This is a genomic window from Paraburkholderia strydomiana, assembly GCF_031456815.1.
In the GTDB taxonomy this organism is placed as follows: Bacteria; Pseudomonadota; Gammaproteobacteria; order Burkholderiales; family Burkholderiaceae; genus Paraburkholderia; species Paraburkholderia caledonica.
This window is the reverse complement of sequence record NZ_JAVDVL010000002.1, coordinates 446,908-473,014: the sequence shown is the minus strand read 5'-3', so window position 1 is coordinate 473,014 and position 26,107 is coordinate 446,908. Positions and strand designations below refer to the sequence as shown.

Sequence of the window (26,107 nt, the reverse complement as noted above, 5' to 3'; positions counted from 1 at the left end):
GCCTAGCCCTTCTTGCGAGCGGCTTCGATTTCGGCGACGCGCAGCTTGGCCGCCAGCTTGTCGAGCACGCCATTCACGTACTTGTAGCCGTCGGCGCCGCCGAAGGTCTTGGCCAGTTCAACCGCTTCGTTGATCACCACGCGATAAGGAATATCGAGGTGATTCTTCAGTTCAAACGCGGCTACCAGCAGCACGGCGCGCTCGACTGGCGAAAGCTGCTCGATCGGACGGTCCAGGCAAGGCGCGATATCGGTGGACAGCGCCTGCGAATCGCGGATCACGCCGTGCAGAACGGCGTCCAGATGCTCATGGTCCGCTTTGTCGAAGCCCTGCGCGCCGCGCAGTTGCGCGTCGATCTCACCGCCGGGCGAACCCGACAGCAGCCACTGATAAAGCCCCTGCGTGGCCAGTTCGCGGGAGCGTCGGCGTGCGCTCTTCATGCCTCTTCCTCTTCTTCGTCTTCTTCTTCGTCGCCGCCGAGTTGTTCCAGCGCGACCGCGAGGTTCGCCATTTCGACCGCCACGCGTGCCGCGTCGCGACCTTTCTCGGTCATGCGAGCGACGGCTTGTTCGTCGTTCTCAGTGGTCAGCACCGCATTTGCAACAGGAATGCCGAAGTCGAGGCCGATGCGCGTGATGCCCGCGCCGCTTTCGTTCGACACCAGTTCAAAGTGGTACGTTTCACCGCGGATGACCGCGCCGAGCGCGATCAGCGCGTCGAACTGCGCGCTCTCAGCAAGCTTTTGAAGCGCCAGCGGGATTTCCAGTGCGCCCGGCACGGTGACGAGCAGCACGTCTTCGCCGGTCACGCCGAGGCGTTCGAGTTCTTCGATGCACGAGTCGGCGAGGCCGTTGCAGACGGGTTCGTTAAAACGCGCCTGAACGATGCCGATGCGCAGTCCGTCGCCGTCGAGGTTCGGTTGGTATTGTCCGATTTCCATGTGAATTCCGTAGTGTTTTTGGGTGAGCGCGAGGCGCGTGAATGACCGGATCAGCGTTATTGCGGAGGCTGCGCGACACTGCCTGGCATGGGTATGAAGCCTGTGACTTCGAGGCCGTAACCCGACATGCTGCCCAGCTTGCGCGGATTCGACAGCACCTGCATCTTGCCGACGCCCAGCTCGCGCAAAATCTGCGCGCCGATGCCGTAGGTCTTGAAGTCGACGGGCCGGCGCTTGAGCGCGTCTGCTTTTTCTTTCGAATCGAACGCCTTGAAGACGTCGATCAGATGTTCCTTCGAGTCGCCGCAATTGAGCAGCACGATCACGCCGACTTCGCGCGAGGCGATCTCTTTCATGGCTGCGTCGAGCGTCCACGAATGAGTGGATTCGCCGACTTCGAGCAGGTCGAGCACCGACAGCGGCTCGTGCACGCGCACCGGCGTGTCGTGCTCGGGGTTCGGTGTGCCGCGCACGAGAGCAATGTGCGGCTGACCGCTCGGCTGATCGAGATACATGACCGCGCGGAAAGCGCCGTGCGCCGTCTGCATGGTGCGCTCGCAAATACGCTCGACGATCGATTCGGTGCGGCTGCGATAGTGGATCAGATCCGCGATCGTGCCGACCTTCAGATCGTGCTCTTTTGCGAACTCCATCAGGTCGGGCAGGCGCGCCATGGTGCCGTCGTCGTTGATGACTTCGCAGATCACTGCAGCCGGCGTAAGGCCTGCCAGCGCGGTGAAGTCGCAGCCTGCCTCCGTGTGGCCGGCGCGCACGAGCACGCCGCCCGGCTGGGCCATGATCGGAAATACGTGGCCCGGCTGCACGATGTGCTCCGCCTTCGCGTCCGGTGCTACTGCCGCGGCGATCGTGCGGGCGCGGTCGGCGGCCGAAATGCCGGTCGTCACGCCCTCCGCCGCCTCGATGCTGACGGTGAACGCGGTTCCATACTGCGTGCCGTTGCGGTACGTCATGAGCGGCAGGTTGAGCAGCTTGCAGCGTTCCTGCGTGAGCGTGAGACAGATCAGGCCCCGGCCGTAGCGCGCCATGAAGTTGATCGCTTCCGGCGTCACGAATTCGGCGGCGAGCACAAGATCGCCCTCGTTTTCGCGATCTTCTTCGTCGACGAGGATCACCATCCGGCCGGCTTTGAGTTCGGCGATGATCTCTGTAGTGGAGGCGAGCGTCATGTTGGCGAGTTTTTCGGGAAAGCGCGTATTTTACGCCACGCGCGGTCCCAAGTCGCCTCCGCCAGACGGCATATGCCGTTTGGCCGACTGGCGTTGCGTCGCCGGCCGTTGATATGCTCGGCAGAACGATAGACGCATGGACTGATGAAAAGCGGCAAGGCGCCGCCTGCGTGGGCGCCCGGCGGCGGCTGCCGCTTTGAGTTGTTGCCGGCTTGCTGGTGTTGCTGTCGGCGTTGTTGCTGGTGTTTTCGCCGGCTACTTCGGTGCGTTGAGCATGCGCTCCACGTAGCGAGCGATCAGATCGATTTCCAGATTCACCGGCGTGCCTTCGCGCAGATGCTTGAGCGCGGTGACTTCCACCGTGTGAGGAATCAGATTGACCGAAAACTCGCAACCGTCGTCACGATCTTTAACCGAGTTGACGGTCAGACTCACTCCGTTGACAGTGATAGAGCCCTTGTACGCCAGATAGCGGCCGATCTCGCGCGACGCCAGCACGCGAAGTTCGTGCGATTCGCCTACCGGCGCAAAGTGGGTGACCGTGCCCAGGCCGTCCACGTGACCCGAGACGATATGGCCGCCCAGCCGGTCGTGCGCGCGCAGTGCCTTCTCCAGGTTGACTTCGCCCACTTCGCCAAGCCCCGCGGTGCGATTCAGGCTTTCGCGCGACACGTCCACTTCGAACGAGTGGTCGGTCTTCGCGACCACGGTCATGCAGGCGCCCTGAATGGTGATGCTGTCGCCGAGTTGCACGTCGGCGAGATCGAGGCCGCCGGCTTGCACGTTCAGGCGCACGCCCGCGTCGCCGTCCGTGCCGAGAGGCCTGACTGACTCGATGCGGCCCACTGCCGCGACGATTCCTGTGAACATCGTACTAATCCTCAAAACGAAACGGGTTGGGACGCGGTGTCGGTTCCGGCTGCGGTTACGCCCGCCGGCACGAGGCGCGCGAGAATCCGAAGATCTTCGCCGATTCGCTCGACGTTATGAAAAGCGAGCTTGACGCGTCCTTCAAGTGTTTCAGGCGCGCTCAGGTTGAACATGCTCATCGAGTCGATGCCGAGCAGGCTGGGCGCGAGATAGACGAGTAGTTCGTCCACGCAACCTTCGCGCAGCAGCGAGCCGTTCAGCTTGTAGCCGGCTTCAACGTGTAGTTCGTTGACCTGGCGCTCGCCCAGCACTTTTAGCATGGCCGGAAGGTCCACCTTGCCGGCCGCGTTGGCCAGCTGGACGATCTCGGCGCCGCGCTCGCGTAGTGCTTGCGCACGGTCGCTATGCCGTTGATCCAGATTGCCGCAAAAAATCAGCGTGGGCGCGCCGGCCAGGATCTGCGCCTGTGGCGAGACTTCCAGCTGACTGTCGATCAACACGCGTTGCGGCTGACGCGGCGTGTCGACAGCGCGCACGGTCATGCGCGGATCGTCTTCCCTGACTGTGCCGATGCCGGTGAGTACCGCCGACGCGCGGGCGCGCCATGCATGTCCGTCGGCCCGGGCGGCCTCGCCGGTGATCCATTGGCTGACGCCGGAGGGAAGGCCGGTGCGACCATCGAGCGAGGCTGCCACTTTCATGCGCACCCAAGGCCGGCCGCGTGTCATGCGCGACACGAAGCCGATGTTCAGTTCGTGTGCCTCATTGGCGAGCAGCCCGCAGCGTACTTCGATCCCGGCGTCACGCAGCACCGCGAGACCGCGTCCGGACACTTGCGGATTGGGGTCTTCCATCGCGGCCACCACGCGCGCGACTTGCGCTTCGATCAGCGCGTTCGCGCACGGCGGCGTGCGTCCAAAGTGGCTGCACGGTTCGAGCGTTACGTAAGCGGTGGCGCCGCGCAGATCGTGACCGCGCGAACGCGCGTCTTTCATCGCGCGGATTTCCGCGTGGTCCTGGCCGGCCGGCTGCGTGAAGCCTTCGCCGATCACTTCGCCGTTCTTGACGAGCACGCAACCCACGCGCGGGTTCGGGTCGGTCGTGTACATGCCGCGCTTGGCCAACGCAAGCGCGCGTTCCATATGGACGAAGTCGGTTTGCGAAAACATCGGTGTGTGGTTAGGTCCGGTGGCAGGGTGGCGACGGTTTCGGGACGCTCGGTCGCTCAGGCGCTCAGCGACGCGAACGCGCCACGGGCGGCATCCACAGTTGCGTCGACGATCGCGTCGTCGTGCGCAATCGAAACAAAGCCTGCTTCATATGCCGACGGTGCGAAGTAGACGCCCGCGTCGAGCATCTTGTGAAAGAACGCGTTAAAGCGCGGCACGTCGCTCCTGGTCACTTCGGCGAAGCTTGTCGGAATCGACTCGGTGAAGTACAGGCCGAACATGCCGCCGAGCGAGTCGGCCGCGAACGGCACATTGGCTTCGCGAGCGACTTGGGCGAGACCCTTCGCAAGACGGGCAGTGCGCGCGGCGAGTGTTTCGTAAAAGCCCGGCGCCTGGATCAATTGCAGCGTCTTCAGCCCCGCGGCGACCGCGATGGGGTTGCCGGACAACGTGCCCGCCTGGTAGACGCCGCCGAGTGGCGCGAGGTGAGCCATGATGTCGCGCCGTCCGCCGAAGGCGGCCGCCGGCATGCCGCCGCCGATCACTTTGCCGAGACACGTCAGATCCGGCGTGATGCCGTAGACCTCTTGCGCGCCGCCGAGCGCCACGCGGAAACCGCACATGACTTCGTCGAAGATCAGCACCGAGCCGTATTCGGTGCACAGGCGTCGCAGTGCCTGCAAAAACTCGGGCGTGGCACGCACCAGATTCATGTTGCCCGCCACCGGCTCGACGATCACCGAGGCGATTTCGTTGCCGAAGGCTTTGAATGCCTCTTCGAGCGCGGCGACGTTGTTGTATTCCAGAACCGTGGTGTGCTTTGCGATGTCGACCGGCACGCCCGCCGATGTCGGATTGCCAAACGTGAGCAGGCCCGAACCGGCTTTCACGAGCAGGCTGTCGGCATGGCCGTGATAGCAGCCTTCAAACTTGACGATACGGCTGCGGTTCGTGAAGCCGCGCGCGAGACGCAGCGCGCTCATGGTCGCTTCGGTGCCGCTCGACACCATGCGCACCTGTTCGATCGACGGCACGAGCTTGCAGATTTCCTCGGCGATTTCGATTTCCGACTCGGTAGGTGCACCGAACGAAAAACCATTGGCCAGCACGCGCTGCACCGCTTCCAGAACTTCCGGGTGCACGTGCCCGAGAATCATGGGTCCCCAGGAGCCGATGTAGTCGATATAACGTTGGCCATCGGCGTCCCAGAAATAAGGACCCTGTGCGCGTTCGATGAAACGCGGCGTGCCGCCGACCGAGCGGAATGCGCGGACCGGCGAATTCACGCCGCCGGGAATGGTGCGTTGCGCGCGGTCGAAGAGGGTTTGATTGTTGGACATGACGATGCCTGGAATTGGGTTGCGCAGCGGCGCGGCTTGCCTGCGAGCGGTTCGCGCGACGCCGGGATAGATGAGAGAAATTGTACCGGAGTCGGTGTGAACAGGTTTTGCGGAGCCACGTGGCTTTCAGACGCATTCTCAGCGCCGGGGCGCGCGCTTCCTTGCGGGCGTCTTCACGGAGGCCTTAACTGGCGATGCGCCGGTGGGCGATTGCGCCGCGTGCGCTGTCGCTTTGGTGGAGCGTGCCGGGCCAACCGGCGCGTCCAGTTGCGGCGGCTTGCGTTTGCCCGTGAGTTCAGCCCAGCGTTTTTCTAGCGCGCCTTCCGCGATCGGTTTGATTACCGTGCCTGAACTCTGCGCGTCCCAGGTCTGCACCGAAAATGGATGCACGCGCAACATGTCGCGAGGGATCACCACGCTTTCATGCGCATCGACGAGCCAGTCGTAGACGAAATCGATGCACAGGCGGTAGCCGCGCTTCGTGGCTGGGTCCGGGACCTCATACGGTGCGCGTGTCACGTAGCCCGAGCCAAAGATGCCTTTCGGCTCCGTGGCGACACGATGCAAAAACACGCGGTCGCCAGGCAGAATGCCGCGCGCGAATCCACAACCCCACACGTCGGCTACGGCGACGCCCGCCGCAACGCGCTTGGCCACATCGGGCAGTTCTGGCCACGGCCATTTCTTGGGGCTCCAGATCAGCAGGAAGGCAGTCATCGCAACGTTGCGCAGAAAGGTATGAGGGACGCGCGCCGCTGGCATCTTCGCGCGACGCTGAACGGCCGAAACGGTTCACGCGGCAGCTTAACCGATCAGCGGCGCGCTTGCCCTGCAAGCCTGCAACGGCCTCATGCTGCGGCTCGCGTTCGCTGCTGGCGAAGTCGATGCCTTAACCGTCGCGTACAATCGATGCGACCAACTGCAGTCTTTTTGTGTCCCCGCGCGCCCGTTTTCCGAGGACGCGCTTCACCTGGATTCCCATGTCTCACGTCACCGGACGCCGGCCAGATGGCCGGCTGATTCTGTTGCTCGGTGCGCTTGCCGCGTGCGGGCCGATTTCCATCGACATGTATTTGCCGAGCTTGCCGACCATCGCGCAGGCGTTCGCGATCGGAACGGGCGCCGCGCAAACCACGCTGACCAGTTTTATGTTCGGCTTCTCGATCGGCATGCTGCTTTATGGGCCGCTGTCCGACACATATGGCCGCCGGCCTGTGCTGCTGGGCGGCATCATCATGTATGCGCTGGCGAGCATTGCGTGCACGCTGTCGTTCTCGATCGGCGCGCTGGTCACGTTCCGTTTCGTGCAGGCGCTCGGTGCGGGCGCGGCATCGGTGCTGGCTCGTGCCATTGCCCGCGACGCGTATGGTCCGACCGACGCTGCGCGCGTGTTGTCCATGCTCGCCATCGTCACGTCGATCGGACCATTGCTCGCGCCGTTGATCGGCGGACAGTTGCTGCTGCTTGGCGGCTGGCGCGTCGTCTTCATTGCGTTGACGCTGTTCGGCATGGTGTGCGCGATAACCGCGTTTCTCAAAGTGCCGGAAACCTGGCCGCGCGAAAAGCGTGCGCATTCGGCGCTACTCAAATCGTTCGCTGCATACGGCCGGCTGTTACGCGATCCGGTTGCCTGGGGGCATATGCTGTGCGGCGGCATGGCATTCGCGTCGATGTTCGCGTACATCACGGCGACGCCGTTCGTCTATATCCAGTACTTCCACGTGTCGGCGCAGCATTATGGCTTTCTGTTCGCGCTGAACATCGTCGGGATCATGCTGGGCAACTTCATGAATACGCGGCTTGTCGGCAGGCTTGGGTCGCTGCCGATCATTTCGTTCGCCGCGAGCGTGAGCTGTATTGCGTCGTTGTTCGTCTGTCTTGTCTCGTTGACGGGTTGGGGCGGGCTGTGGTCGATCGTTGCCGGCCTGTTCTTTGTCGTTGGCGTGGTGGGTTTGCTGTCCGCCAATTGCACGACGGATCTGATGCATCGCTATCCGGTGAATGCGGGTGCGGCAGCTGCCGTGTTCGGCGCGGTGCAACTGGCGCTCGGCGCGCTGTCGAGCCTCGCGGTCGGACTCTGGCAGGACGGCTCGCCGAAAGGCATGGGCGTGGTGGTGGGCGTCGCAGGATCGCTGTGCTACGTCGGCCGTATCCTGGTCGTCAGATGGCACGGGACGAAGGCGCCGGTGGCTGTCGTCTAAGGACGGTGTGATGGAGATGCGCAATAAAGGCGGCGGAGCAGGGACGCCGTAAAGAGAGCGCTCCGGGTTCCTGCACCTGGTGCGTACTCGCATTTCCGGTGCACGGAGCGCTTCTACCGGAAAACACCAGGTGTTGCGCGCACGCGACCTTGTCTTTGAATTGGCATTGCTATGATGGGATCACTGTTCCTCGGAGCGGCAATCATGGCGATCAGAGATTTGATGAACGGCGAGCGGCAACATGCTGCTTTCGCCGAAGCGCGGAAGCTGGCCGACAGCGGCGCCTATCACGATTACACGGACATCGAATACGTTTTGCGCTTTGATTACGGCTTGACCGATGTGTCCGCGCTACTCGACAGCCAGTTGATGCATCGCGATCTGAACCGGCGTTGCGCCGACGCACGCGAGAAGCTTGACGCGGTAAGTGTGTGACGCGGGGCGGGGGCGTTGTTTGTCGTCGTGCTGTCTTTATGGCGCGTACGGGCAATCGCATACCTGTTCCGCAAGTTCGTACGGCTTCAAGGTCGAAGCCAGGCGCCGGCGCGGGTGTAGTGTGCGGGGCGAGTACAAACAAAAACGGGCCTTGCGGCCCGTGGATGTGTACAGAGATTTGGCGGAGGCGTGACCGCCTTAATCAGTTCCGCAGCGATTGCACTGCATTGCCTATGCAGCTTATTCGGACCGGCAATTTACCACTGCCTGCCGGACTGCCTTGCACGGTACTTCTTCGTTATTACACCGCCAACGACTGCAAGCAGAAGGCCGAAAACTAAGCCACAACGCAAGGCAAACACCAGCGCTCGCGTACCGCACGCGTCTCCGCATTCGAGGGTTTGTGACGGTAGGGCTATATAAAGCCCCACAAGGCCGCCCCCTACGGCGCCAATGACGAACAAGAGCGCGAAAACGAACGCCTTCTTCATTTGATTTCCCAGAATAGGATCGTCTTCGAGTCAGCAAGATTGGAGTATAGGTTTTCCGGACCGACGCCTAAAACGGATAGCGGATTCCACACCTTGTTTATACCGAACGTGAACCGAAGAGTCGTTTCGGAGCTCGGCGTAAGGCTATCTACGTTCCACAAGTCAATGTGATCGCCAGTCGGATCTTTGTCTTTCAAGTTGCGTCGCCAGTAACTCCCGAAGAAGATAACTCCCGTTTTCCCTTTCACCCTATCTTGCCAGCCTGTGCCTGTAATTGGTACTGGAACAGGGCAACCAGCGAAAGGGCGACGCTGAAGCCATTCCGCCACTTCCTTGGCCCGAAGCATGTGACTTGGTGGGTGACCGTGAAACCAGCACTTCTCGCCTTTGAACGACTTATTGGTGATGCCCACATTAGCGAGACATGTGCCGAAGCGAATGGCACACTCATCCTCAAAAGCTGGCTTTCCTGTGGACGGGTCCGTACACGGATCGGAGTGGGGATATGCCGACCACAACGCGGCAAAAGTAACAGCGTTCAACTGCACTTCTTTGATGGAGTTAGGCGTTGAGTTGGTTCTGACTAATGTCTTTCTGTTCGGCATCATTCAGTCTCCCTGTTTTGCAAGGGCTTCATCGCCCCAATACACTGTGTAGTCGCCGCGACTCTCGCCGGTGTGAATGCGAGGTAGCAGTCCATCCGCATCGAGGCGTCCCGCGCGCATCTGGCCGTCTGGCGTCTCGATGACATACGGACACCCTTCGAGCGTCATGCCCGCAGCAGCGGCGCGGACCTGTTCGTCGTATATCGCATTGACTACCGATGAGGCGATCGCAGCAGCCGCCTCGCTGCTTACGCCCGCTGTGCTTTCGTCGGTCCAGTAGAAGCAACCCGGATTGGGACTAGCCATCACGCGATTCTGTCCGCAGGGACACAGCACCAGATCGCCTTCGACGACGCCGGGCTTTCCTCGGTAACATCTGCGTGTAGCCGTACCGGATATCCTGAATGCGCCCTTGCACTTGCCACACGTTGCTTCGTCACCGTGCAGCGCGAATGGCCTGCCGTGATCCGTCATGTGAGTAGCAGACCCGCCGGTTACAACGCCACCTGTCGTCGTCGGGCTGCCTTGCACGACGAGCGCCTTACGCATGGGTGTCGCCTCTCGCATCGGCAGGCTCAGCGGCAGGCAGCACGTATCCGGAATTGAACGGGAGGTGAGTCGTTTCGCCGTTACTTTGACGCGAACCGATCAGCGCAGGCGGCTTACCCTTCCATGTGGCGGCATAAGCCGCGCCGTCTATAACGGTAGTTTGACCGCCGTCGTCATACGCGTCGATATCTACGACGCGAGCGAATGCCTTGCCTTTATACTCGGCGCTGGTCAGTACCCGGCTCGCGTATCGGCCGCGCCTGGTACGAGTACCAATAATTGCAAACAGGTTTGTCGTTTGGTTCTGCTGCTGTTCCGGCATTTCTACGTCTCCTGTCCTGGTTGAGTTGCTCCGATGCATCGCGCGAAAACTGGCCCGCTGACGCGGCAAGGCATTACCCCGCAGGACAGGCCGACAGCCATATCGGACAACTCTGAAAACAGGTGACTTGCTGCTGTTTGGTGACGTGGGACAGTATTTTCCCGCTCGCATTCCAGTGGGATAGTGACAATGCATTAATTCAGGCATGCGTAGCATCCTTGTGATGCTGTCAACAAAAATTCGATCAGAGCAGTCGGCTTCAGGTCACTACGGCATCCCGAATATGCGACTAGATATCGTGAGCTAACCCTGCGCTCACGTCGACAAGGCGATGCCCGACCAGGCCAAAGATCAAAGCCTGTCCCGGCAGCGACAGACCGGCGAACTCTTCGGCCATGGCCTCAGTCGCGACAGACTGGTCAGCGCATGTAACTGGTCGATGCGGATTGCGGCGATATCCAGCGCGGCAGTATTGTGACCGCTATCGGTACATAGAGATTTGGCTATGACGGGCCTTCATTGTTCTGTCGAGGTGCTTCAACAAAGGCAAGCACCATCGCACGGCTGGCGGCGCGTAAGGAGGTTTGGTTTTTTCTGATAGATCACGCCGCCCAGCTTTGACGGCTTGGCGCAGACTCCTGCCCAGTTGTCATCACCATCCTGCGCGTTTCCAGCACGTCGCAGCGTTAATAGGCCGCCTCATTGCATCGCCCCGGGTGCGCGCGAACGCCACCTCGGCCAGCTCGCGCGGATAGTTTGCGTACCCGCTGGCCCTGTCTCAGAAGTTGGGCGAAACCCTTCCGGTGTGGCCCCCAGGCGCTATCGACGCATCAACTCCGGCGGTGACATGTTAGGGTGCGCGCGGCCCGATCACGCTGATTGCCGGCCAAGACGGTCCGCAGAACCCATGGTCGCGAGCCTTCGCTCGCGCCCTTGAGATACAGCCATTCCGCGCCGCCCAAGGGGTGCTGTCCCGGCGTCCCACAATGAAACTAGAGAAATAATGTCGGGTCTTTTGCGCTGAGAGCCTTAGCTGGTAAGGCTCAGCGCGGTTGAATCGGATTGATTCGGATGAGAGGCGAGGGGTGTCCTGGCGGAGGCGGTGAGATTCGAACTCACGGAAGGATCACTCCTTCGCCGGTTTTCAAGACCGGTGCCTTAAACCGCTCGGCCACACCTCCAAGCCGCAAATTGTAACCTGAAAAAACCTCGCTGCGGCGCTCTCTTGATCCGCATTCACTGCGGATCTTTCAGAAACAACGCCTGTAGATCGTTGAGGAACGCTTGTCCAAGCGGCGTAGGCGCAATCTTTTCGTGGTCTCGCGTAATCAGTTTGCGGCGCTCCGCCTCCTGCAAAGCCGGCTCGATAGAGGTCATCGACAAACCCGTGCGTTCGATGAACCGATGCACCGGAAAGCCTTCCACCAGTCGCAGCGCATTCAGCATGAACTCGAACGGCAGGTCGCGCGGTCCGACTTCGTGTTCTTCCTGCACCGCCGCGCCGGCCTTGGCGTGCTCGATGAACGCGGTCGGATGCTTGTAGCGCGCCTGACGCAACACACGATTCGGAAACGACAGCTTCGTGTGCGCGCCGGCGCCAATCCCAAGATAGTCGCCGAAACGCCAGTAGTTCAGGTTGTGCTTGCTTTGCCGATGCGGCCTGGCATACGCGGACACTTCGTAGCGCTCATATCCCGCCGCCGACGTGCGCTCGTGAATCCAGTCGTGCATGTCGGCGGACGCGTCGTCGTCCGGCAGCGCAGGCGGGAATTTCGCAAACAGCGTGTTTGGCTCGAGCGTCAGGTGATACAGCGAGAGATGCGGCGGCGCGAACGACAACGCAGTCTCGACATCGGCCTGACACTCGGCAAGCGTCTGCTGCGGCAGCGCGAACATCAGGTCCAGATTGAAATTGTCGAACGTAGTGGCGGCCACTTCCACCGCATGGCGCGCTTGCGTCGAATCGTGAATCCGGCCGAGCGCCTTCAGATGCGCCTCGTTGAAACTCTGTATGCCCACCGACAGCCGGTTCACGCCGCTCGCGCGAAACTGCGCGAACTTCGCCGCCTCGAACGTGCCCGGATTGGCCTCGAGAGTGATCTCCGCATCCGCGTCGAGCGGCAAGAGGGCTCGTACGTCCGACAGCATGCGGTCGAGTCCGGCCGCTGACAGCAAGCTCGGCGTACCGCCGCCGATGAACACCGTATGCACCTGCCGTCCCCACACGAGCGGCAACGCCATCTCCAGGTCGGCACGCAATGCGTCGAGATACTCGTTCTCGGGGAAGCTATCGCCTTTCCATTCATGCGAGTTGAAATCGCAGTACGGACACTTGCGCACGCACCACGGAAAATGCACGTACAACGAGAGCGGCGGCAGCGACGTCAGACGGATGCTGCCCGGCGACGTGAATGCCTTGATCACGCCATTGCCGATATCGGCGGGAGTGGGCTTGATCGGAATCACGCTTCCTCCGTCAAACGCGCAAGCAGCTGGCGCAATGCAATCGCGCGATGACTGCTGGCGTTTTTCAGCGCCGGCTCGAGTTCCGCGGCGCTCGCGTTCAGCGACGGCAGAAAGAAGTACGGGTCATAACCGAAGCCGTTCGCGCCGCGCGGCGCATCGAGAATCTCGCCATGCCAGCGGCCTTCGGCGATCAGCGGCTCGGGATCGTCGGCGTGACGCACCAGTGCCAGCACGCAGTAGTAGTACGCGCGGCGATCGCTCTCGCCTTGTAGCGCGGAGACGAGCCGCGTGTTGTTTGCCGCGTCGCTCTTTTCGCCGCCGGCCAGTTGCGCGTAACGCGCCGAATAGACGCCCGGTGCGCCGCGCAGCGCGCGCACGCAAAGACCGGAGTCGTCGGCGAGGGCAGGCAGCCCGGTGAGCTTCGCCGCATGCCGTGCCTTGGTCAGCGCGTTTTCGACGAAAGTGGGATGCGGTTCTTCCGCTTCCGGCACACCCAGTTCGCCCTGCGCAATCAACTCGATGCCGGCCGCGCCGAGCAGCGCCGCGAACTCGCGCAGCTTGCCGGCGTTATTCGACGCCAGCACGACCTTGTTCAACGGCGATCCCGATAGAGGCGCGCCATTGCCTTCACGAACTTCACTCACCTCGGTACTCCAATGCTTCTTTCTGTTTCGCGATCAGCGTGGCGATGCCGTCGCTCGCGAGATCCAATAGCGCGTTCATTTCATCGCGCGAAAAAGGCACGCCTTCTGCGGTGCCCTGAATTTCGACGAAGCCACCCGCGCCCGTCATGACCACGTTCATGTCGGTGTCGCATTGCGAGTCTTCGTCGTAATCGAGATCGAGCACCGGCACGCCGTCGTACACGCCGACTGAAATCGCCGCGACGTAGTCGGTGATCGGCGAACTCTCGATGCGCCCCGCAGCCAGCAGTTTGTTCACCGCGTCATGCGCGGCGACAAAAGCGCCGGTGATGCTCGCGGTGCGTGTGCCGCCGTCGGCCTGGATCACGTCGCAGTCGATATGCAGCGTGCGCGCGCCGAGCTTCTCCAGATCGAACACGGAGCGCAGCGCGCGGCCGATCAGACGCTGGATTTCCTGGGTGCGCCCGGTCTGCTTGCCGCGCGCAGCCTCGCGGTCGCTGCGCGTATGCGTGGCGCGCGGCAACATGCCGTATTCGGCGGTGAGCCAGCCCTGGCCGCGATCGCGCAGGAACGAGGGCACGGTCTCCGCGATGCTCGCCGTGCAGATCACCTTGGTGTCGCCGAATTCGACCAGCACCGAACCCTCCGCGTGCTTCGTATAGTGGCGCGTGATGCGCACGTCGCGCAGCTGATTGGCGAGACGGCCGCTAGGGCGTTGAGTGGTGTCGGTCATGTCGATTGGGTCGGGAAGGAAGCGGGAGGGGAAAGCACGATTTTACAGCCGATCCGCGCAGGGATGCGCCCCGTCGGCGCGCCGCGTCGGCCGGGGCTCTCCAAGGGGTCCCATCGCCAAAAATGGGATAATGCCGTTTCCCCGCCTCGCGTCTCGTACACGCCGGGCGATTCGACTCTTCGGCCAGCGTCTCACGCATGGCCACCATCGCGAGAAATACGATGATCTACAGCATGACTGGCTATGCGAGCGCGACACGCGAACTCGTCGCGGCCTCCGGCACGGGCGGCGTGAGCGTGTCGGTCGAACTGCGCACGGTGAATTCGCGCTTTCTCGACCTGAACTTCCGTATGCCCGAGGACGTGCGCGTGTGCGAACCCACACTGCGCGAAATGCTGATGAACAAGCTGTCGCGCGGCAAGGTGGATATTCGTATCAATCTGCAGCGTAGCGAACAGACGGCAAACGCCGGTTCGATCAATCATGACGCGCTGACGCAGCTTGCATTGCTGGAGCGCACCGTGCTGGCGACGTTTCCGGAAGCGGGCCGTCTGCGCTCGGGCGAAATTCTGCGCTGGCCCGGCGTGCTCGCCGAGACGGGCGTGGCGCCGGACGTGCTGCGCGACGCAGTGCTCGCATGCGGCAAGCAGGCCATTACGGATCTGATCGACGTGCGCGCTCGTGAAGGCGCACAACTGGCCACGATGCTGCTCGCCAACGTCACCGAGATGGAAGCGATCGTCACGAAGATCACGCCGCTCGTGCCGGAACTGATCACAAAGCATCAGCAGAAGATCGTCGAGCGACTGCAGGAAGCGCTCGGCATTGCCGCGCCCGAAACGGCGGCGACCACCGTGTCGCGGGAAGAGATCAACGAGCGGATTCGCCAGGAAGTGACGATGTACGGCATCCGCATCGACATCGCCGAAGAACTGTCGCGGCTCACCGCTCACCTGAACGAAACGCGTCACGTGATCCAGAAGGGCGGCAAGGTCGGCAAGCGGCTCGACTTCATGATGCAGGAACTCAATCGCGAAGCGAACACGCTCGGCTCGAAGGCGGCGGCGAAGGAACTGGCGGATTCGTCGATGACCTTGAAGCTGCTCATCGAACAGATGCGCGAGCAGGTACAGAATCTGGAATAAGGCTGGAGCATCACAACATGACCGATCACCACACACGCGAAAGCGGCGCACCGCGCAACCCGTATGCCGGAGCGTATCCGGGCAACCTGTTCATGGTCGTCGCGCCGTCGGGCGCCGGCAAGTCGACGCTCGTGAACGCGCTGCTCGCCGGCGACGACGCAATTCGTCTCTCGATCTCGTACACGACGCGCCCGCCGCGCCCGAAAGAGCAGGACGGCGAGCATTATCACTTCACGTCCGTCGACGATTTCATGCGGCGTCACGACGAGGGCGAGTTTCTGGAAAGCGCCGAAGTGCACGGCAACTACTACGGCACCTCGCGCGTGTGGATCGAGGAGCAGATGAAGAGCGGCCATGACGTGCTGCTCGAAATCGACTGGCAGGGCGCGCAACAGGTGAAGAAGCAGTTTCACAACGCAGTGGAAATTTTTATCCTGCCGCCATCGCTCGAAGCGCTCGAAGAGCGTCTGAAAAAGCGCGGCCAGGACGAGCCGAATGTGATTACGCGCCGGCTTCTCGCTGCAGGCAGCGAGATGGCGCACGCGGCCGAAGCCGAGTATGTGGTGATCAACGAGAACTTCGATCGCGCGCTCGGCGAACTGCAGTGTCTCGTGGCTGCCACGCGTTCGCGCTTCGCCTCGCAATACGCGCGTCATACGCAGCTTTTCGTGCAGCTCGGCATTCACCTTCCGCACCCCTGAGCGCGGCGGCGATTCGAGCACATAAGGTAGAATAAGCAACATACTGAGAAGGAACTCAACATGGCCCGCATTACCGTCGAAGACTGTCTCAAACAGATCCCGAATCGTTTCGAACTCGCGCTCGCTGCAACGTATCGCGCGCGTCAGCTCGCTCAAGGCCACACGCCGAAAATCGAAAGCCGTGACAAGCCCACGGTCGTCGCGCTGCGCGAAATCGCGGCCGGCCAGGTCGGCGTCGAAATGCTGAAGAAGGTGCCGGTTTAAGGCGCACTGTTTCTGTTTTCGGTTGGCAAGCATTTTTGCCATAGTTTTTGCGTCACCTGATTGCATCAACGTGCAGACCGGCGTCAACTCTCAACCGCTACGGAGGCGACCATGAGTACTACCCCGCCCACCGCCACGGAAGCGGAGCATGACGCCGACTCGCCCTCGTCTGCACGCAAGTACATCGACGCGGTCCTCGAACAGTCGTTTCGCCATCTGTTCGGGCCGACCGCCACGCCGGAGCAGCCGCGCCGGCATGACGTCGTATCGATTGCCAAGCTGACGTCCGCGTTGTCCGGCTATCTGCAGCCGGAAGAGATCAAAGACGTCAAGGCGGCCTTCCATTTCAGCGACGAAGCTCACCTCGGCCAGTATCGCCAGAGCGGCGAGCCCTACATCACGCACCCGGTTGCCGTTGCGGAAATCTGCGCCGGCTGGAATCTCGACGGCCAGGCAATCATGGCCGCGTTGCTCCATGACGTGATGGAAGACCAGGGCGTGACCAAGGCCGAGCTCGCCGAGCGTTTCGGCGCGAAGGTCGCGGAACTGGTCGACGGTTTGTCGAAGCTCGACAAGATGGAGTTTCGCAATCGCGAGGAAGCGCAGGCGGAAAACTTCCGCAAGATGCTGCTCGCCATGGCGCGCGACGTCCGCGTAATCCTCGTGAAGCTGGCCGACCGGCTGCACAACATGCGCACGCTCGGCGCGGTGCCGCCCGAAAAGCGTCGTCGCGTGGCGCGCGAAACGCTGGACATCTACGCGCCGATTGCGCACCGGCTCGGCTTGAACAATACGTATCGCGAGCTACAGGACCTGAGCTTCGCGAACTTCAATCCGCATAGGTATGCCACGCTCGAGAAAGCCGTGAAGGCGGCGCGCGGCAACCGGCGGGAAGTGGTCGGCAAGATTTTGGAATCGGTGCAGCGCGCAATCGCGGACGCGAAGATCGACGCGGAAGTGACCGGTCGCGAGAAAACCATTTTCAGCATCTACAAGAAAATGCGCGACAAGCAGTTGTCGTTCTCGCAGGTGCTGGACGTGTACGGCTTTCGTGTGGTGGTGGACAGCGCGCTCGAGTGCTACACCTGCATCGGCGCATTGCATGCGCTCTACAAGCCGGTGCCGGGCAAGTTCAAGGACTACATCGCGATCCCGAAGGTCAACGGCTATCAGTCGTTGCACACTACGCTCGTCGGTCCGTTCGGCGCGCCGATCGAGTTCCAGGTGCGTACCCGCAAGATGCACGAGATCGCCGAAGCCGGCGTGGCGGCGCACTGGCTGTACAAGAACGGCAGTGCGGACCTGAACGATGTGCAAAAGCGCGCGCATCAGTGGCTGAAGTCGCTGCTGGACATTCAGAGCGAAGCCGGCGACTCGAGCGAATTCCTCGAGCACGTAAAGATCGACTTGTTCCCGGACGCGGTCTACGTCTTTACGCCGAAGTCGAAGATTATGGCGCTGCCGCGCGGCGCCACGGCGCTCGACTTCGCGTATTCGATCCACAGCGACCTGGGCAACCAGTGCGTCGCGGTGAAGATCAATAACGAATTGCTGCCGCTGCGCACCGAGTTGAAGAGCGGCGATATCGTCGAAGTCATCACGGCGCCGTATTCGAAGCCAAATCCGGCGTGGCTGGGTTTCGTGCGCACCGGCAAGGCCCGTTCCGCGATCCGCCATTATCTGAAAACGATGCGGCTGAACGAATCGGTTCAGCTTGGCGAGCGTCTCGTCGATCAGGCTTTGAAGGGCTACGGCCTGGCGCTGTCGGACGTGACGCCCGAAGCTTGGGAAAAGCTCGTGCAGTGGACGGGCAACAAAAATGGCCAGGAAATTTTCGCGGACATCGGTCTCGGCCGACGCGTCGCGGCGGTCATGGCGAAGCGTATCGAAGTGTTGATGAGCGGCCGCGATGCCGACGACGACGGTTCGCGCTCCGAGTCCGGTTCCACGCCGCATGCGCCGCCGGTCGTGATCACCGGCACCGAGGGCATGTCGGTGCAACTGTCCGCATGCTGCCGTCCGATTCCGGGCGACGACATCATGGGCTATATCGGCATTGGCCTCGGCATGGCCATCCACACTACCGACTGCCGCGTTGCGCAGCGAATCCACCGGCGCGATCCCGGCCGCTGGATCGACGTGGCGTGGGCGCCGCAACCGGGGCGTCTGTTCGACGTCGCAATCAAGGTGCTGGTCAAGAACACGAAGGGCGTGTTCGCCCGCGTGGCCGCAGACATTACTTCTGCAGACGCGAACATCGTGCATATCGCGATGGACGAAGACCTGTCGCAGGAATCCACGATCTTGCGCTTCGTGATTCAGGTCAGCGACCGCGTTCATCTGGCCAACGTCATGCGCCGCGTGCGTACAAATCTCGACGTAATGCGCATCGCGCGTGAGCGGCCGAGCGACGACGGGCATCATCGGCATGACGGCGGCATGCGAATCGACCGCGAGCGGGCTGATTACTGACCTCCGCCGCCCATCGGGCGGAGAAGTGCCGTTTCTTTCTGCCGGAACGCCGGCGCCGCTAGCGAGTCTCACCTGAAAACCCAGGGAGAACGCTGATGAAAGTAGCTGACCTCGAAGGCATCGCACTGGATTATTGGGTGGCCCGCAGCCTGCACGATTTCGTGCGAGAAATCCACTTCACCGATAGCGGCGAGACCGTCGCCATCCGCGGGAACGATCGTGGCCGTCCGTGGGATGGCCGTTTCACACCGACCACCTCATGGGACGCCGCTGCGGCAGTGATGGAGCGCGCGCGTCGGCTCGAAATGCGCGAGCGTAGCGGGGAAAGCCCCGCGCACTGCGTGGCGGAATTCGAAGGCGGCCGCGGTGAGGTGGAAGGGCGTGGCGACTCGTTGCGCGTGGCGTTGCTGCGGGCTTTCGTGGAAAGCCGGTTCGGCGATAGCGTGGGCGAAATGCTGCACGAGTCGCAGATGCTGGTCGACGATACGGCTCGGCGCATAGCCGAAGCGACAGCAGGCGATACTTTTGGAGAGGTTCCGAGCCCGGACGGGCATATCGGCGATATTCAGTCTCCGCCACGGCCATGACGGCAACACGGCGATCACCGTGCTGTCGCGAGCGGTTGACGCAGAAACGCGCCCGAAAGACAAAGGGCCTTCCAACTGGAAGGCCCTTTAAAGGTGGTGCGGCTGGCAGGATTCGAACCCACGACCCCTTGGTTCGTAGCCAAGTACTCTATCCAACTGAGCTACAGCCGCACGCGAAACAGGTGGTGCATTACTTCACAAAAACTGGGTAAAACATAAGGGCCTCCCCAGAGGGAGGCCCTCGAATAAGTGGTGCGGCTGGCAGGATTCGAACCCACGACCCCTTGGTTCGTAGCCAAGTACTCTATCCAACTGAGCTACAGCCGCACGCAGAAACGAGATTATAGCAAAGGTTTCAAAAAAGGGAAGCGTGTAACTGCGATTTGTCTCATTGTCATGATCGTGTACCCTAGTGGAGCAGCCGTTTGCTGCAGCTTATGGATCATCATGAACAAGGCCTTTGTCAAAGAGTCGAGCGACGATAATGACGACGATCTCGACGTCGCGCAGCCGGAAATCCCCGCCGGAACCAAGAACTACATCACGCCTGCCGGTTACCACCGCATGCGCGATGAACTGCTGCATTTGATCGACGTCGACCGGCCAGAGGTCGTGAAGCTCGTGTCATGGGCTGCGTCGAATGGCGACCGCTCCGAGAACGGCGATTACATCTACGGTAAGCGCCGCCTGCGCGAGATAGATCGGCGCATCCGCTTTCTGACCAAGCGTCTGGATCTCGCCGAGGTTGTCGACAGCAGCAAGCAGGAGAACGTCGATCAGGTTTTTTTCGGGGCGACTGTCGAATATGCGACAGAGGACGGTGAAGAGCACACCGTGACGATTGTCGGCATCGACGAGGTAGATCTCGATATCGGACATGTGAGCTGGATATCGCCGATCGCACGGGCGTTGCTGAAGGCGAAGGTGGGTGACACCGTGACGTTGTACACGCCGGCCGGTCCGCAGCCAATCGACATTCTCGACGTCAAATATCCGTCTGCAAATAGCGGCGGCTAGTCTGTCACCTCGTGCAGATTTGTCCGCACGGAGCGTCTCCAGGCAATAAAAAAGGCGCCGCGAACGGCGCCTTCCATGCTGCGAGTCCTGCTAGCAATGTTAGAAGCGGTGACGCAGACCTGCCGTGACCGCAACCTGCTTGTTGTTGCTCGAAGCACCCAGACCGTTGATGTCTGCACCAACGATCGCGCCTTCGTTGACCTGCTGGTATTCACCCTGCAGATAAACGTCCGTGCGCTTGGACAGTGCGTACGCCGTTTGCAGATTGAACTGATTCCAGTGCGGACGGGTGCCCGCGAGGCTCGCGCGCGTGTACGTGTACGAACCGGCAATGCTGACAGCCGGCGTCAGAGCGTAACGAGCGTTTGCTTCGTAGTTCTGGAAGTGCGCGCTGTTGTTCGGCAGGCCGATGCCGCCGGGTTGACCCGATGCACCTGCGCCGATGCCGACGAGACCCGACAGGTTCGTCTGTGAATAGACGAGGCCGACGGTTGCCGGACCAAACGCGTAGCTGGCGCCTGCGCCCCACGTCTGCTGACGGCCAGCGAAGAAGGTGTTGTCGCTGGACACTGCACCACCGGAGTTGAACGCTGCAGCCGCGCCGGTCGCGCCGTTGCTGTTCAATTGCAAATACGCTGCGCCGACGTTCAGCCCGCCCCAGTTGTACGACGCGCCCGCGCTGTAGGCGCGGTTGTTTGCGAAGCCGTCAGCCTGGTTCGAGAAGCCATACAGGCCGCCGAACTTGAAGCCGCCGTAGTTCGCGCTCGTGTATTTGACCGAGTTGTTGATACGGAACGAGTTGTTCAGGTTGTCGTTGTCGAACGGGTGGGCGAACTGCGTGCCGCCGTATTGCGTACCGGTCAGCGCCAGCGGGCCAACGTAGTCAACCATGCTGTCGTATTGACGGCCGAGCGTAACGGCGCCGAACTGGTTGCTCGACAAACCAACGAATGCCTGACGGCCGAATTCGCGACCGCCTTGTTTCAGCGAGCCGTCATTGATGCCGAAGCCGTTTTCCAACGTGAAGATCGCCTTCAGGCCGCCACCAAGGTCTTCCGCACCGCGCAAGCCCCAACGGCTGCCATTCACCGAACCGCTCGTCTGTTGCCAGTTGCTGTGGCCGTGCTGGTTGTTGGTGTACGTGATGCCGGCGTCGATCAAGCCGTAGAGCGTGACGCTGCTTTGAGCGTGCGCCGCAGTTGCAAAAACGCCCGTCAGGGCCGCGACCATGAGAGTCTTTTTCATTTTGTTACTCCGAAAGCGAGAGTGAGCGGTGAATCGTGCTTCGGAAACCTTCACGCGGGCGCTGCGAGAGGCGTATCCGTGTCAAGGTGCGCTTGAAGGTAGAGCGCTGATTTCCGGTTACGCAAAGTGTAGAGAGAGCGTTGATTCAATGGACGTTTCGATTCTCGCAATAAAGAATTACCTGATTCGAAACGATGAAAGAATTCCGCCAAAGCCTTGCTGGTCAATGGCTGCGGGCATGCCAGCAAGTATCCGAACTGATGAATGCGAAGTGGCGTTGCGAAATCGCGACGGTAATTCGATGCGAAAAAACAACGAAATCCAGCCGTCAACTTATTGTTGTCGTTCTAGCAACAGACGATTGTATTTTGTGTGAATAATCGGATTGGGATTAAACGCTATACTGAAAGTTCTGCTTTCCGAAGCGGACTTTTTCGTTGACGAAAAAGATCTCCAAACCTTTGTCGGCGCGACTTCCCAGTCGCGCTTTTTTTTCGTCCGCTAATCGGCGAGTCGGCCGCGAGTCGGCCGCGAGTTGGCGTTATGGCGCCGGGCGATGATCAGTGCGCAGATGCGGCGCGGTCCGCACTCCACTCATCCGCTGTGGTCGCGCTCCAATCTTCCATGACGTAGCGTCGGGCGTCCATTGGGGAGGACAGCAGGTTCTGCCAGTGGTCGCCGTGCCACATCGGATCGAATTCCAACGCCGATGGCTGACTTGGCTCAGGCGGGAGAGGTGAGGCGGCGGGCGATCGTTCCAGATGAGGAATCAGATTAGAAAGGATTCGGCGGATTTCACTGAACTGCATGGCAACCTCCTGATGCGCATTACCGCAAACGCTGGTTTCATGATCCGATTGCGTCGGTCCGCGAACAAGTCGGAGAAACACTTATCAACGTTGCAGAGCGTTACAGGCACTGGCGGTCGGAAAATACTTCTTTCTTTTTATTCAATCGTTATTCGGTCTGAGTAATATTGACGTAAGCGCGTGGAGCGATGCGATTACGCGGTAGATATGAACGCCCATCTATCGCATCGCAGAAAAAAGTGCGTATCGCCGGACTTTCATTGGACCTATTTAAATAAAGGGCGCCAAATCCATCCGGCGAATAATTTGTTAAGCGCACAAGAAAAAGAATTTCCAAATGCCTTACGAAACCTGCGACTCAATTACTCACGGTCGATATAACGCGCGTACTTTTCAAGCCCCCCGCCGCGTTGCGAGATGAGACTGCCGCCGACTCCCGGAGACCCTTTGCCGACGAAGGACGGACAAGGCCTTGCCCATGCCCGCAGGTCACCGGCCGCTAACTAGTGCATACTTGGCGCAAAGTCACGCGTCCAAGCATTCCTTTCATGTCTGAACAGTTTTTGTCCGAACCGGCCCTTAGCGATCCCATCGTCTTTGTCGATCTGGAAACCACCGGCGGCTCGACTAACGAGCACCGTATTACCGAAGTCGGCGTCGTCGAAGTAGGGCCGGCCGGCGTCTCGCGCTGGAGCAGCCTCGTCGATCCGCAGCAATCGATCCCGTCGTTCATCCAGCAGCTCACCGGCATCACGAACGCGATGGTGCGCGGCGCGCCGACGTTCGACGCCATCGCGCCCGAACTGTTCGCCCGACTCAACGGCAAACTGTTCATCGCGCATAACGCCAGCTTCGACCGAGGGTTTCTGCGCGGCGAGTTCCGCCGTGCCGGCCTGTCCTTCGACCCGGACGTGCTGTGCACCGTGCGCCTGTCGCGCGCGTTGTTCCCGTCTGAGAAGCGCCACGGGCTCGATGCGCTGGTTGAGCGGCACTCGCTGGTGCCGTCCGACCGGCATCGCGCGCTTGCCGACGCCGATCTGATCTGGCAGTTCTGGCAGCGGCTTCACGGCCTCGTGCCGCTAGACGTTCTGCGCGCGCATATCGAGCGCACGACGCGGCGCTACCGGTTGGCAGGCGACATCACCGAAGATCTGCTTGAGACCGCACCTGCCGGATGCGGTGTCTACGCATTCTATGGAGACGACGACTTGCCGCTGTACGTCGGGCGGAGCGTGCGTGTCCGTCAGCGACTTCGTGCGCATCTGACAGGCGAACGACGTTCGTCGAAAGATATACGGCTTGCGCAGCAAGTGAGGCGCGTAGAGTGGCGCGCCACCGGCGGCGAATTGGGTGCGATGCTCGCCGAGGCGCAGTGGATCGCGACGCTGCGGCCGGGGCACAACCGTGTGCCGCGCGTGTCGAAGAGCGATCCTGCGGGCGCGCCGTGGCCGTTCCAGGGGCCTGTCGTTTTCGAGGAACATGAAGAAGCGTCGCAGGCGCGCGCTTTCCATGTCGTCGACCAATGGTGCTACATCGGTCATGCGCCGTCGTTGGCGCAGGCGACCGAACTGCATGCGGCCAGTCTGGCCGGCGGCTTCGAAGCGTCGACCTACAAGATTCTTCAGAGCCACCTTGCGCGCGGGTTGCGGATCATGCCGCTCAGCGTGCTGGCCGCCGCGCCCGTCGTAGGCGTCGTTTGACCGCTCTCGCCTGATTGCGCGGCTGCTACGCGTGACCAGGGGGATCTCGTTATTCCTCGCGGCGCAACGTTCTTCCTTCGCCCGCTTCTTGCGTCTACCGAACCGTCAGCCGGTTGCGCCGACGCCACCGCTTTCGCATACGTGCCCAAGCGCGCGATTCAATGCAGTTGAGCGCGCGGAATCATAGCGAGTCATAGACTTCCAGCTAGCCAGCGATTGCGCGACGCGCGACGGACAATCCGGCGCCCCGCGCAGCGGTTGCACGCGAGCAAGGCCGGCGACGAGCGATTGCGTCAAGCGATCCAGTTGTGGGCGCGTGCTCGTTGCGAGGTCGGGAGCCGGCTCCTGCGGCGGCTGCGTTGCGCGCCAGCTCGCAAAAAGCGCGTTCTGCACATCTTTGCTCGCGTCGATCTGATCCTGGAAGAACGCGCGCGCGAACGCCGGATCGACATTGGCGGCTGCCGCTCGTTTCTCCACATCAGCAAGCAACGCCTGCTCGCGTGGCGTGTCGGTGATTGCCTGGTGATTAGCCCACTTCCAGCGCGCGACCGGTTCCGCGAGGGCGAGTCGCTGCGACGCGAGCGCGATCAGATTCGTGAGCGCGGTATCGTCGCCGTCGGCGAGGGCAGAACCAGGGGCAGCCAGGAGTGATGCGAGAAGGGCGAGCGCGCACGGCGCGGCGAAGCGAAACAGGCGATTCATAAGGTGGACGATGGCCGGGCGGCTGTGGGAGGAAAGCTGAAGCATAGACGATGCTTCATTGCCCAAGCGTTTTCGCCGGCATCAAAGCGGTGCTGCCGGTCGCGGCAGAACAGCCAGTTCACGCGAGCAGAGGCGGTCGCAGGCTCGAGTGCGAGCGTCAACGCCAGTCAGCGCTAGTCGGCCTGGTGAGAGTGATCCAAAGAAATCAGCGAGCCGCGCGGTACCGCGCCTCGTGCCATAAGCACAAGGACCGCTACCGAGTCGCGCCGCTGCACAATTACTTTGCGTCGCAAGACTTACGTTGTTCGTCGAAGAAGGCGCGCACATGCTCCGGCAATTCCGCCCCGAGAAACTCGACGCCGACAGGTTCCGGATCCGGGCTAAAGACTTTGTCCGGGGTCGGGATCTTCGGTGGTTTGGCATCCATGATCGTTCTCCTTTACAAACCGATTATCGGCCTCGTGCCCCGTTTCGCACCAGTGTCCGATTAGCATCACACCATCTTTGTTGCTTTAACGGCACAGCGCACCATTTCAGCAGAGCTTCTGATGAAATTTATAGGTTTGCTTGTGTCGTCGTTCGTGGTCTTGCGTACAGTTTCGACGTCGAATGTTTCAAAATTCTCTCGCGAGCCTTATCCGGCGGGCTGTTGCGAAGGTGAGCGGCACCCTCGCGGTATAAGTCGTCAGTATGGTCCGGGTATTCCCGATTGGCGATCAATTGGTGCATTGCGATATCGGCATAATCTTCCCGGTAAAAAGCGAACGTTCGTTTATTGCCGATCGGACATTTATTCTGTCGTAACCGCGGTGATTACTTTGTAAACGATTTATTTGTCACCTCGTTGACGAGGCGCCAAATTTTAAAGCGCGATGCGCCATAAGGCTCTCCTCGCATGCGAGTGCGTTAGCCGTGTCGTGTTTGCCGGCATCGACGTCGCGCACTTTGCGCCAAAACTTCGTCTGCTTGAGTGACGAGCCTCGCCGCATCAGCGTCGAATCCTATGATGAAGGTGGCTGGTTTCGGTCGGCCACAGTGCGGTGGACAACTGATCCCGGCCAGCCAACGCGGAAGATGGTTGTCTTCGCCTTCAGAGGGTTCGTCATGGAAAACGGTGTGTACTGGAATGGACGGCAGGTCGGAATCGAATGCGATGGCCGCATCTCGTGGTTTCCGTCAGCGCCGAAGGAAGCAGTCGCTGCGTACGGCGACGCTAAACGCACGGAAGGCAAAGACGCCGTTCAGATTCAGATGAGCGACACGATCGTCGCGCGCAACCTGGGAACAGTCGCGCAATTTGGTAGACCTGACTTGCGGGGCTAGGAAGCGAGGGGGATAGGTCGGCGAAAAGCAAAAAAGGTCGACGAAAAGCAAAAAGCCCAGTCACGAGGACTGGGCTTTTTGCTTGAATCTTGATGGTGCCGGAAAGAGGAATCGAACCCCCGACCTTCGCATTACGAATGCGCTGCTCTACCGTCTGAGCTATTCCGGCATCAGGAGAAACGAGATTATA

General features: G+C 61.2%; 27 protein-coding genes and 4 tRNA genes. 10 read left to right on the top strand and 21 right to left on the bottom strand.

The window, feature by feature from the left end:
* Positions 1-2: 2 nt before the first annotated feature.
* From nusB to J2W46_RS07705, 7 genes are all read right to left on the bottom strand, one after another.
* Positions 3-440 (bottom strand): transcription antitermination factor NusB, encoded by a 438-nt coding sequence (gene nusB / locus J2W46_RS07735; RefSeq protein WP_310352633.1) that lies wholly within the window; start codon positions 438-440, stop codon positions 3-5.
* A complete protein-coding gene (gene ribH / locus J2W46_RS07730; RefSeq protein ID WP_020069066.1) occupies positions 437-940 on the bottom strand; it encodes a 6,7-dimethyl-8-ribityllumazine synthase in 504 nt (167 codons plus the stop codon). Before ribH ends, nusB begins: the two co-directional genes overlap by 4 nt.
* Positions 941-996: 56 nt before the next feature.
* On the bottom strand, positions 997-2,127 hold the full coding sequence (gene ribBA, locus J2W46_RS07725; RefSeq protein WP_310352631.1) for a bifunctional 3,4-dihydroxy-2-butanone-4-phosphate synthase/GTP cyclohydrolase II: 1,131 nt from the start codon (positions 2,125-2,127) through the stop codon (positions 997-999).
* Positions 2,128-2,382: 255 nt separating this feature from the next.
* Positions 2,383-2,997 carry a riboflavin synthase gene (locus J2W46_RS07720; RefSeq protein WP_310352629.1) on the bottom strand — a complete coding sequence of 205 codons (615 nt, stop codon included), beginning with the start codon at positions 2,995-2,997 and terminating at the stop codon, positions 2,383-2,385.
* A gap of 11 nt (positions 2,998-3,008) precedes the next feature.
* Entirely contained in the window at positions 3,009-4,166 is a 1,158-nt protein-coding gene (gene ribD / locus J2W46_RS07715) for a bifunctional diaminohydroxyphosphoribosylaminopyrimidine deaminase/5-amino-6-(5-phosphoribosylamino)uracil reductase RibD (protein ID WP_087752848.1), read from the bottom strand.
* A gap of 56 nt (positions 4,167-4,222) precedes the next feature.
* Positions 4,223-5,506 carry a glutamate-1-semialdehyde 2,1-aminomutase gene (hemL, locus tag J2W46_RS07710; RefSeq protein ID WP_310352628.1) on the bottom strand — a complete coding sequence of 428 codons (1,284 nt, stop codon included), beginning with the start codon at positions 5,504-5,506 and terminating at the stop codon, positions 4,223-4,225.
* A 138-nt stretch (positions 5,507-5,644) separates the two neighbouring features.
* Positions 5,645-6,223, bottom strand: a complete 579-nt coding sequence (locus tag J2W46_RS07705) for a hypothetical protein (RefSeq protein WP_310352625.1) — start codon at positions 6,221-6,223, stop codon at positions 5,645-5,647.
* 263 nt (positions 6,224-6,486) lie between these two features.
* Here J2W46_RS07705 and J2W46_RS07700 point away from each other — a divergent pair, with 263 nt between their 5' ends.
* Both J2W46_RS07700 and J2W46_RS07695 read left to right on the top strand, forming a co-directional pair.
* A complete protein-coding gene (locus tag J2W46_RS07700) occupies positions 6,487-7,707 on the top strand; it encodes a Bcr/CflA family multidrug efflux MFS transporter (protein ID WP_131317061.1) in 1,221 nt (406 codons plus the stop codon).
* A gap of 204 nt (positions 7,708-7,911) precedes the next feature.
* A complete protein-coding gene (locus J2W46_RS07695) occupies positions 7,912-8,142 on the top strand; it encodes a hypothetical protein (protein ID WP_088175265.1) in 231 nt (76 codons plus the stop codon).
* 487 nt (positions 8,143-8,629) lie between these two features.
* Here the strand turns inward: J2W46_RS07695 and J2W46_RS07690 are convergent, their stop codons facing one another.
* The 7 genes from J2W46_RS07690 to rph all read right to left on the bottom strand — a co-directional run bounded on the left by J2W46_RS07690 (position 8,630) and on the right by rph (position 13,952).
* On the bottom strand, positions 8,630-9,241 hold the full coding sequence (locus J2W46_RS07690) for a T6SS effector amidase Tae4 family protein (RefSeq protein WP_310352621.1): 612 nt from the start codon (positions 9,239-9,241) through the stop codon (positions 8,630-8,632).
* Positions 9,242-9,787 carry a PAAR domain-containing protein gene (locus tag J2W46_RS07685; RefSeq protein WP_310352618.1) on the bottom strand — a complete coding sequence of 182 codons (546 nt, stop codon included), beginning with the start codon at positions 9,785-9,787 and terminating at the stop codon, positions 9,242-9,244.
* Complete coding sequence (locus J2W46_RS07680; RefSeq protein WP_310352615.1) at positions 9,780-10,109, bottom strand: hypothetical protein; 330 nt, start codon at positions 10,107-10,109, stop codon at positions 9,780-9,782. Before J2W46_RS07680 ends, J2W46_RS07685 begins: the two co-directional genes overlap by 8 nt.
* A gap of 1,091 nt (positions 10,110-11,200) precedes the next feature.
* Positions 11,201-11,290 (bottom strand) — tRNA-Ser (locus tag J2W46_RS07675).
* A gap of 55 nt (positions 11,291-11,345) precedes the next feature.
* Entirely contained in the window at positions 11,346-12,575 is a 1,230-nt protein-coding gene (gene hemW, locus J2W46_RS07670; RefSeq protein WP_310352613.1) for a radical SAM family heme chaperone HemW, read from the bottom strand.
* Positions 12,572-13,219 carry an RdgB/HAM1 family non-canonical purine NTP pyrophosphatase gene (gene rdgB / locus J2W46_RS07665; protein ID WP_310352611.1) on the bottom strand — a complete coding sequence of 216 codons (648 nt, stop codon included), beginning with the start codon at positions 13,217-13,219 and terminating at the stop codon, positions 12,572-12,574. Before rdgB ends, hemW begins: the two co-directional genes overlap by 4 nt.
* A complete protein-coding gene (rph, locus tag J2W46_RS07660; RefSeq protein WP_088175272.1) occupies positions 13,212-13,952 on the bottom strand; it encodes a ribonuclease PH in 741 nt (246 codons plus the stop codon). Before rph ends, rdgB begins: the two co-directional genes overlap by 8 nt.
* Before the next feature lie 221 nt (positions 13,953-14,173).
* On the opposite strand from rph, the gene J2W46_RS07655 reads away from it, so the two are divergent.
* The 5 genes from J2W46_RS07655 (at position 14,174) to J2W46_RS07635 (ending at position 19,121) form a co-directional block, all read left to right on the top strand.
* Positions 14,174-15,097, top strand: a complete 924-nt coding sequence (locus J2W46_RS07655) for a YicC/YloC family endoribonuclease (RefSeq protein WP_027776353.1) — start codon at positions 14,174-14,176, stop codon at positions 15,095-15,097.
* 17 nt (positions 15,098-15,114) lie between these two features.
* On the top strand, positions 15,115-15,798 hold the full coding sequence (gene gmk / locus J2W46_RS07650) for a guanylate kinase (protein WP_020069050.1): 684 nt from the start codon (positions 15,115-15,117) through the stop codon (positions 15,796-15,798).
* Positions 15,799-15,858: 60 nt separating this feature from the next.
* Positions 15,859-16,062, top strand: coding sequence for a DNA-directed RNA polymerase subunit omega (rpoZ, locus tag J2W46_RS07645; protein WP_006025620.1), 204 nt, complete (start codon positions 15,859-15,861; stop codon positions 16,060-16,062).
* Between the two features lie 111 nt (positions 16,063-16,173).
* Complete coding sequence (locus J2W46_RS07640; protein ID WP_020069049.1) at positions 16,174-18,534, top strand: RelA/SpoT family protein; 2,361 nt, start codon at positions 16,174-16,176, stop codon at positions 18,532-18,534.
* A gap of 95 nt (positions 18,535-18,629) precedes the next feature.
* The gene (locus J2W46_RS07635) at positions 18,630-19,121 is read left to right on the top strand and encodes a phage protein NinX family protein (RefSeq protein ID WP_310352606.1); all 492 of its coding nucleotides are present in this window, start codon (positions 18,630-18,632) and stop codon (positions 19,119-19,121) included.
* 94 nt (positions 19,122-19,215) lie between these two features.
* Here J2W46_RS07635 and J2W46_RS07630 read toward each other — a convergent pair.
* Positions 19,216-19,292: transfer RNA gene (locus J2W46_RS07630), tRNA-Arg, on the bottom strand.
* Between the two features lie 79 nt (positions 19,293-19,371).
* Positions 19,372-19,448, bottom strand: a tRNA-Arg gene (locus J2W46_RS07625).
* A gap of 120 nt (positions 19,449-19,568) precedes the next feature.
* Between J2W46_RS07625 and greB the strand changes: the two genes are divergently transcribed.
* Positions 19,569-20,138, top strand: coding sequence for a transcription elongation factor GreB (greB, locus tag J2W46_RS07620; protein WP_193610972.1), 570 nt, complete (start codon positions 19,569-19,571; stop codon positions 20,136-20,138).
* A gap of 99 nt (positions 20,139-20,237) precedes the next feature.
* On the opposite strand, the gene J2W46_RS07615 is transcribed toward greB, so the two are convergent.
* Together J2W46_RS07615 and J2W46_RS07610 are read right to left on the bottom strand one after the other, a co-directional pair.
* The gene (locus tag J2W46_RS07615) at positions 20,238-21,383 is read right to left on the bottom strand and encodes a porin (protein ID WP_087752786.1); all 1,146 of its coding nucleotides are present in this window, start codon (positions 21,381-21,383) and stop codon (positions 20,238-20,240) included.
* A gap of 560 nt (positions 21,384-21,943) precedes the next feature.
* Positions 21,944-22,192: a hypothetical protein gene (locus J2W46_RS07610; RefSeq protein ID WP_033379632.1), complete on the bottom strand. Its 249-nt coding sequence runs from the start codon at positions 22,190-22,192 to the stop codon at positions 21,944-21,946.
* A 548-nt stretch (positions 22,193-22,740) separates the two neighbouring features.
* Here J2W46_RS07610 and J2W46_RS07605 point away from each other — a divergent pair.
* Positions 22,741-23,892 carry an exonuclease domain-containing protein gene (locus tag J2W46_RS07605; RefSeq protein ID WP_310352601.1) on the top strand — a complete coding sequence of 384 codons (1,152 nt, stop codon included), beginning with the start codon at positions 22,741-22,743 and terminating at the stop codon, positions 23,890-23,892.
* 105 nt (positions 23,893-23,997) lie between these two features.
* On the opposite strand, the gene J2W46_RS07600 is transcribed toward J2W46_RS07605, so the two are convergent.
* Positions 23,998-24,594 (bottom strand): chorismate mutase, encoded by a 597-nt coding sequence (locus J2W46_RS07600; RefSeq protein ID WP_310352599.1) that lies wholly within the window; start codon positions 24,592-24,594, stop codon positions 23,998-24,000.
* A gap of 277 nt (positions 24,595-24,871) precedes the next feature.
* Positions 24,872-25,021 carry a hypothetical protein gene (locus tag J2W46_RS07595; RefSeq protein WP_006050185.1) on the bottom strand — a complete coding sequence of 50 codons (150 nt, stop codon included), beginning with the start codon at positions 25,019-25,021 and terminating at the stop codon, positions 24,872-24,874.
* A gap of 677 nt (positions 25,022-25,698) precedes the next feature.
* Here J2W46_RS07595 and J2W46_RS07590 point away from each other — a divergent pair.
* Positions 25,699-25,917, top strand: a complete 219-nt coding sequence (locus tag J2W46_RS07590) for a hypothetical protein (protein ID WP_020069042.1) — start codon at positions 25,699-25,701, stop codon at positions 25,915-25,917.
* Positions 25,918-26,010: 93 nt separating this feature from the next.
* Here J2W46_RS07590 and J2W46_RS07585 read toward each other — a convergent pair.
* Positions 26,011-26,086, bottom strand: a tRNA-Thr gene (locus tag J2W46_RS07585).
* Between the last annotated feature and the right edge of the window lie 21 nt (positions 26,087-26,107).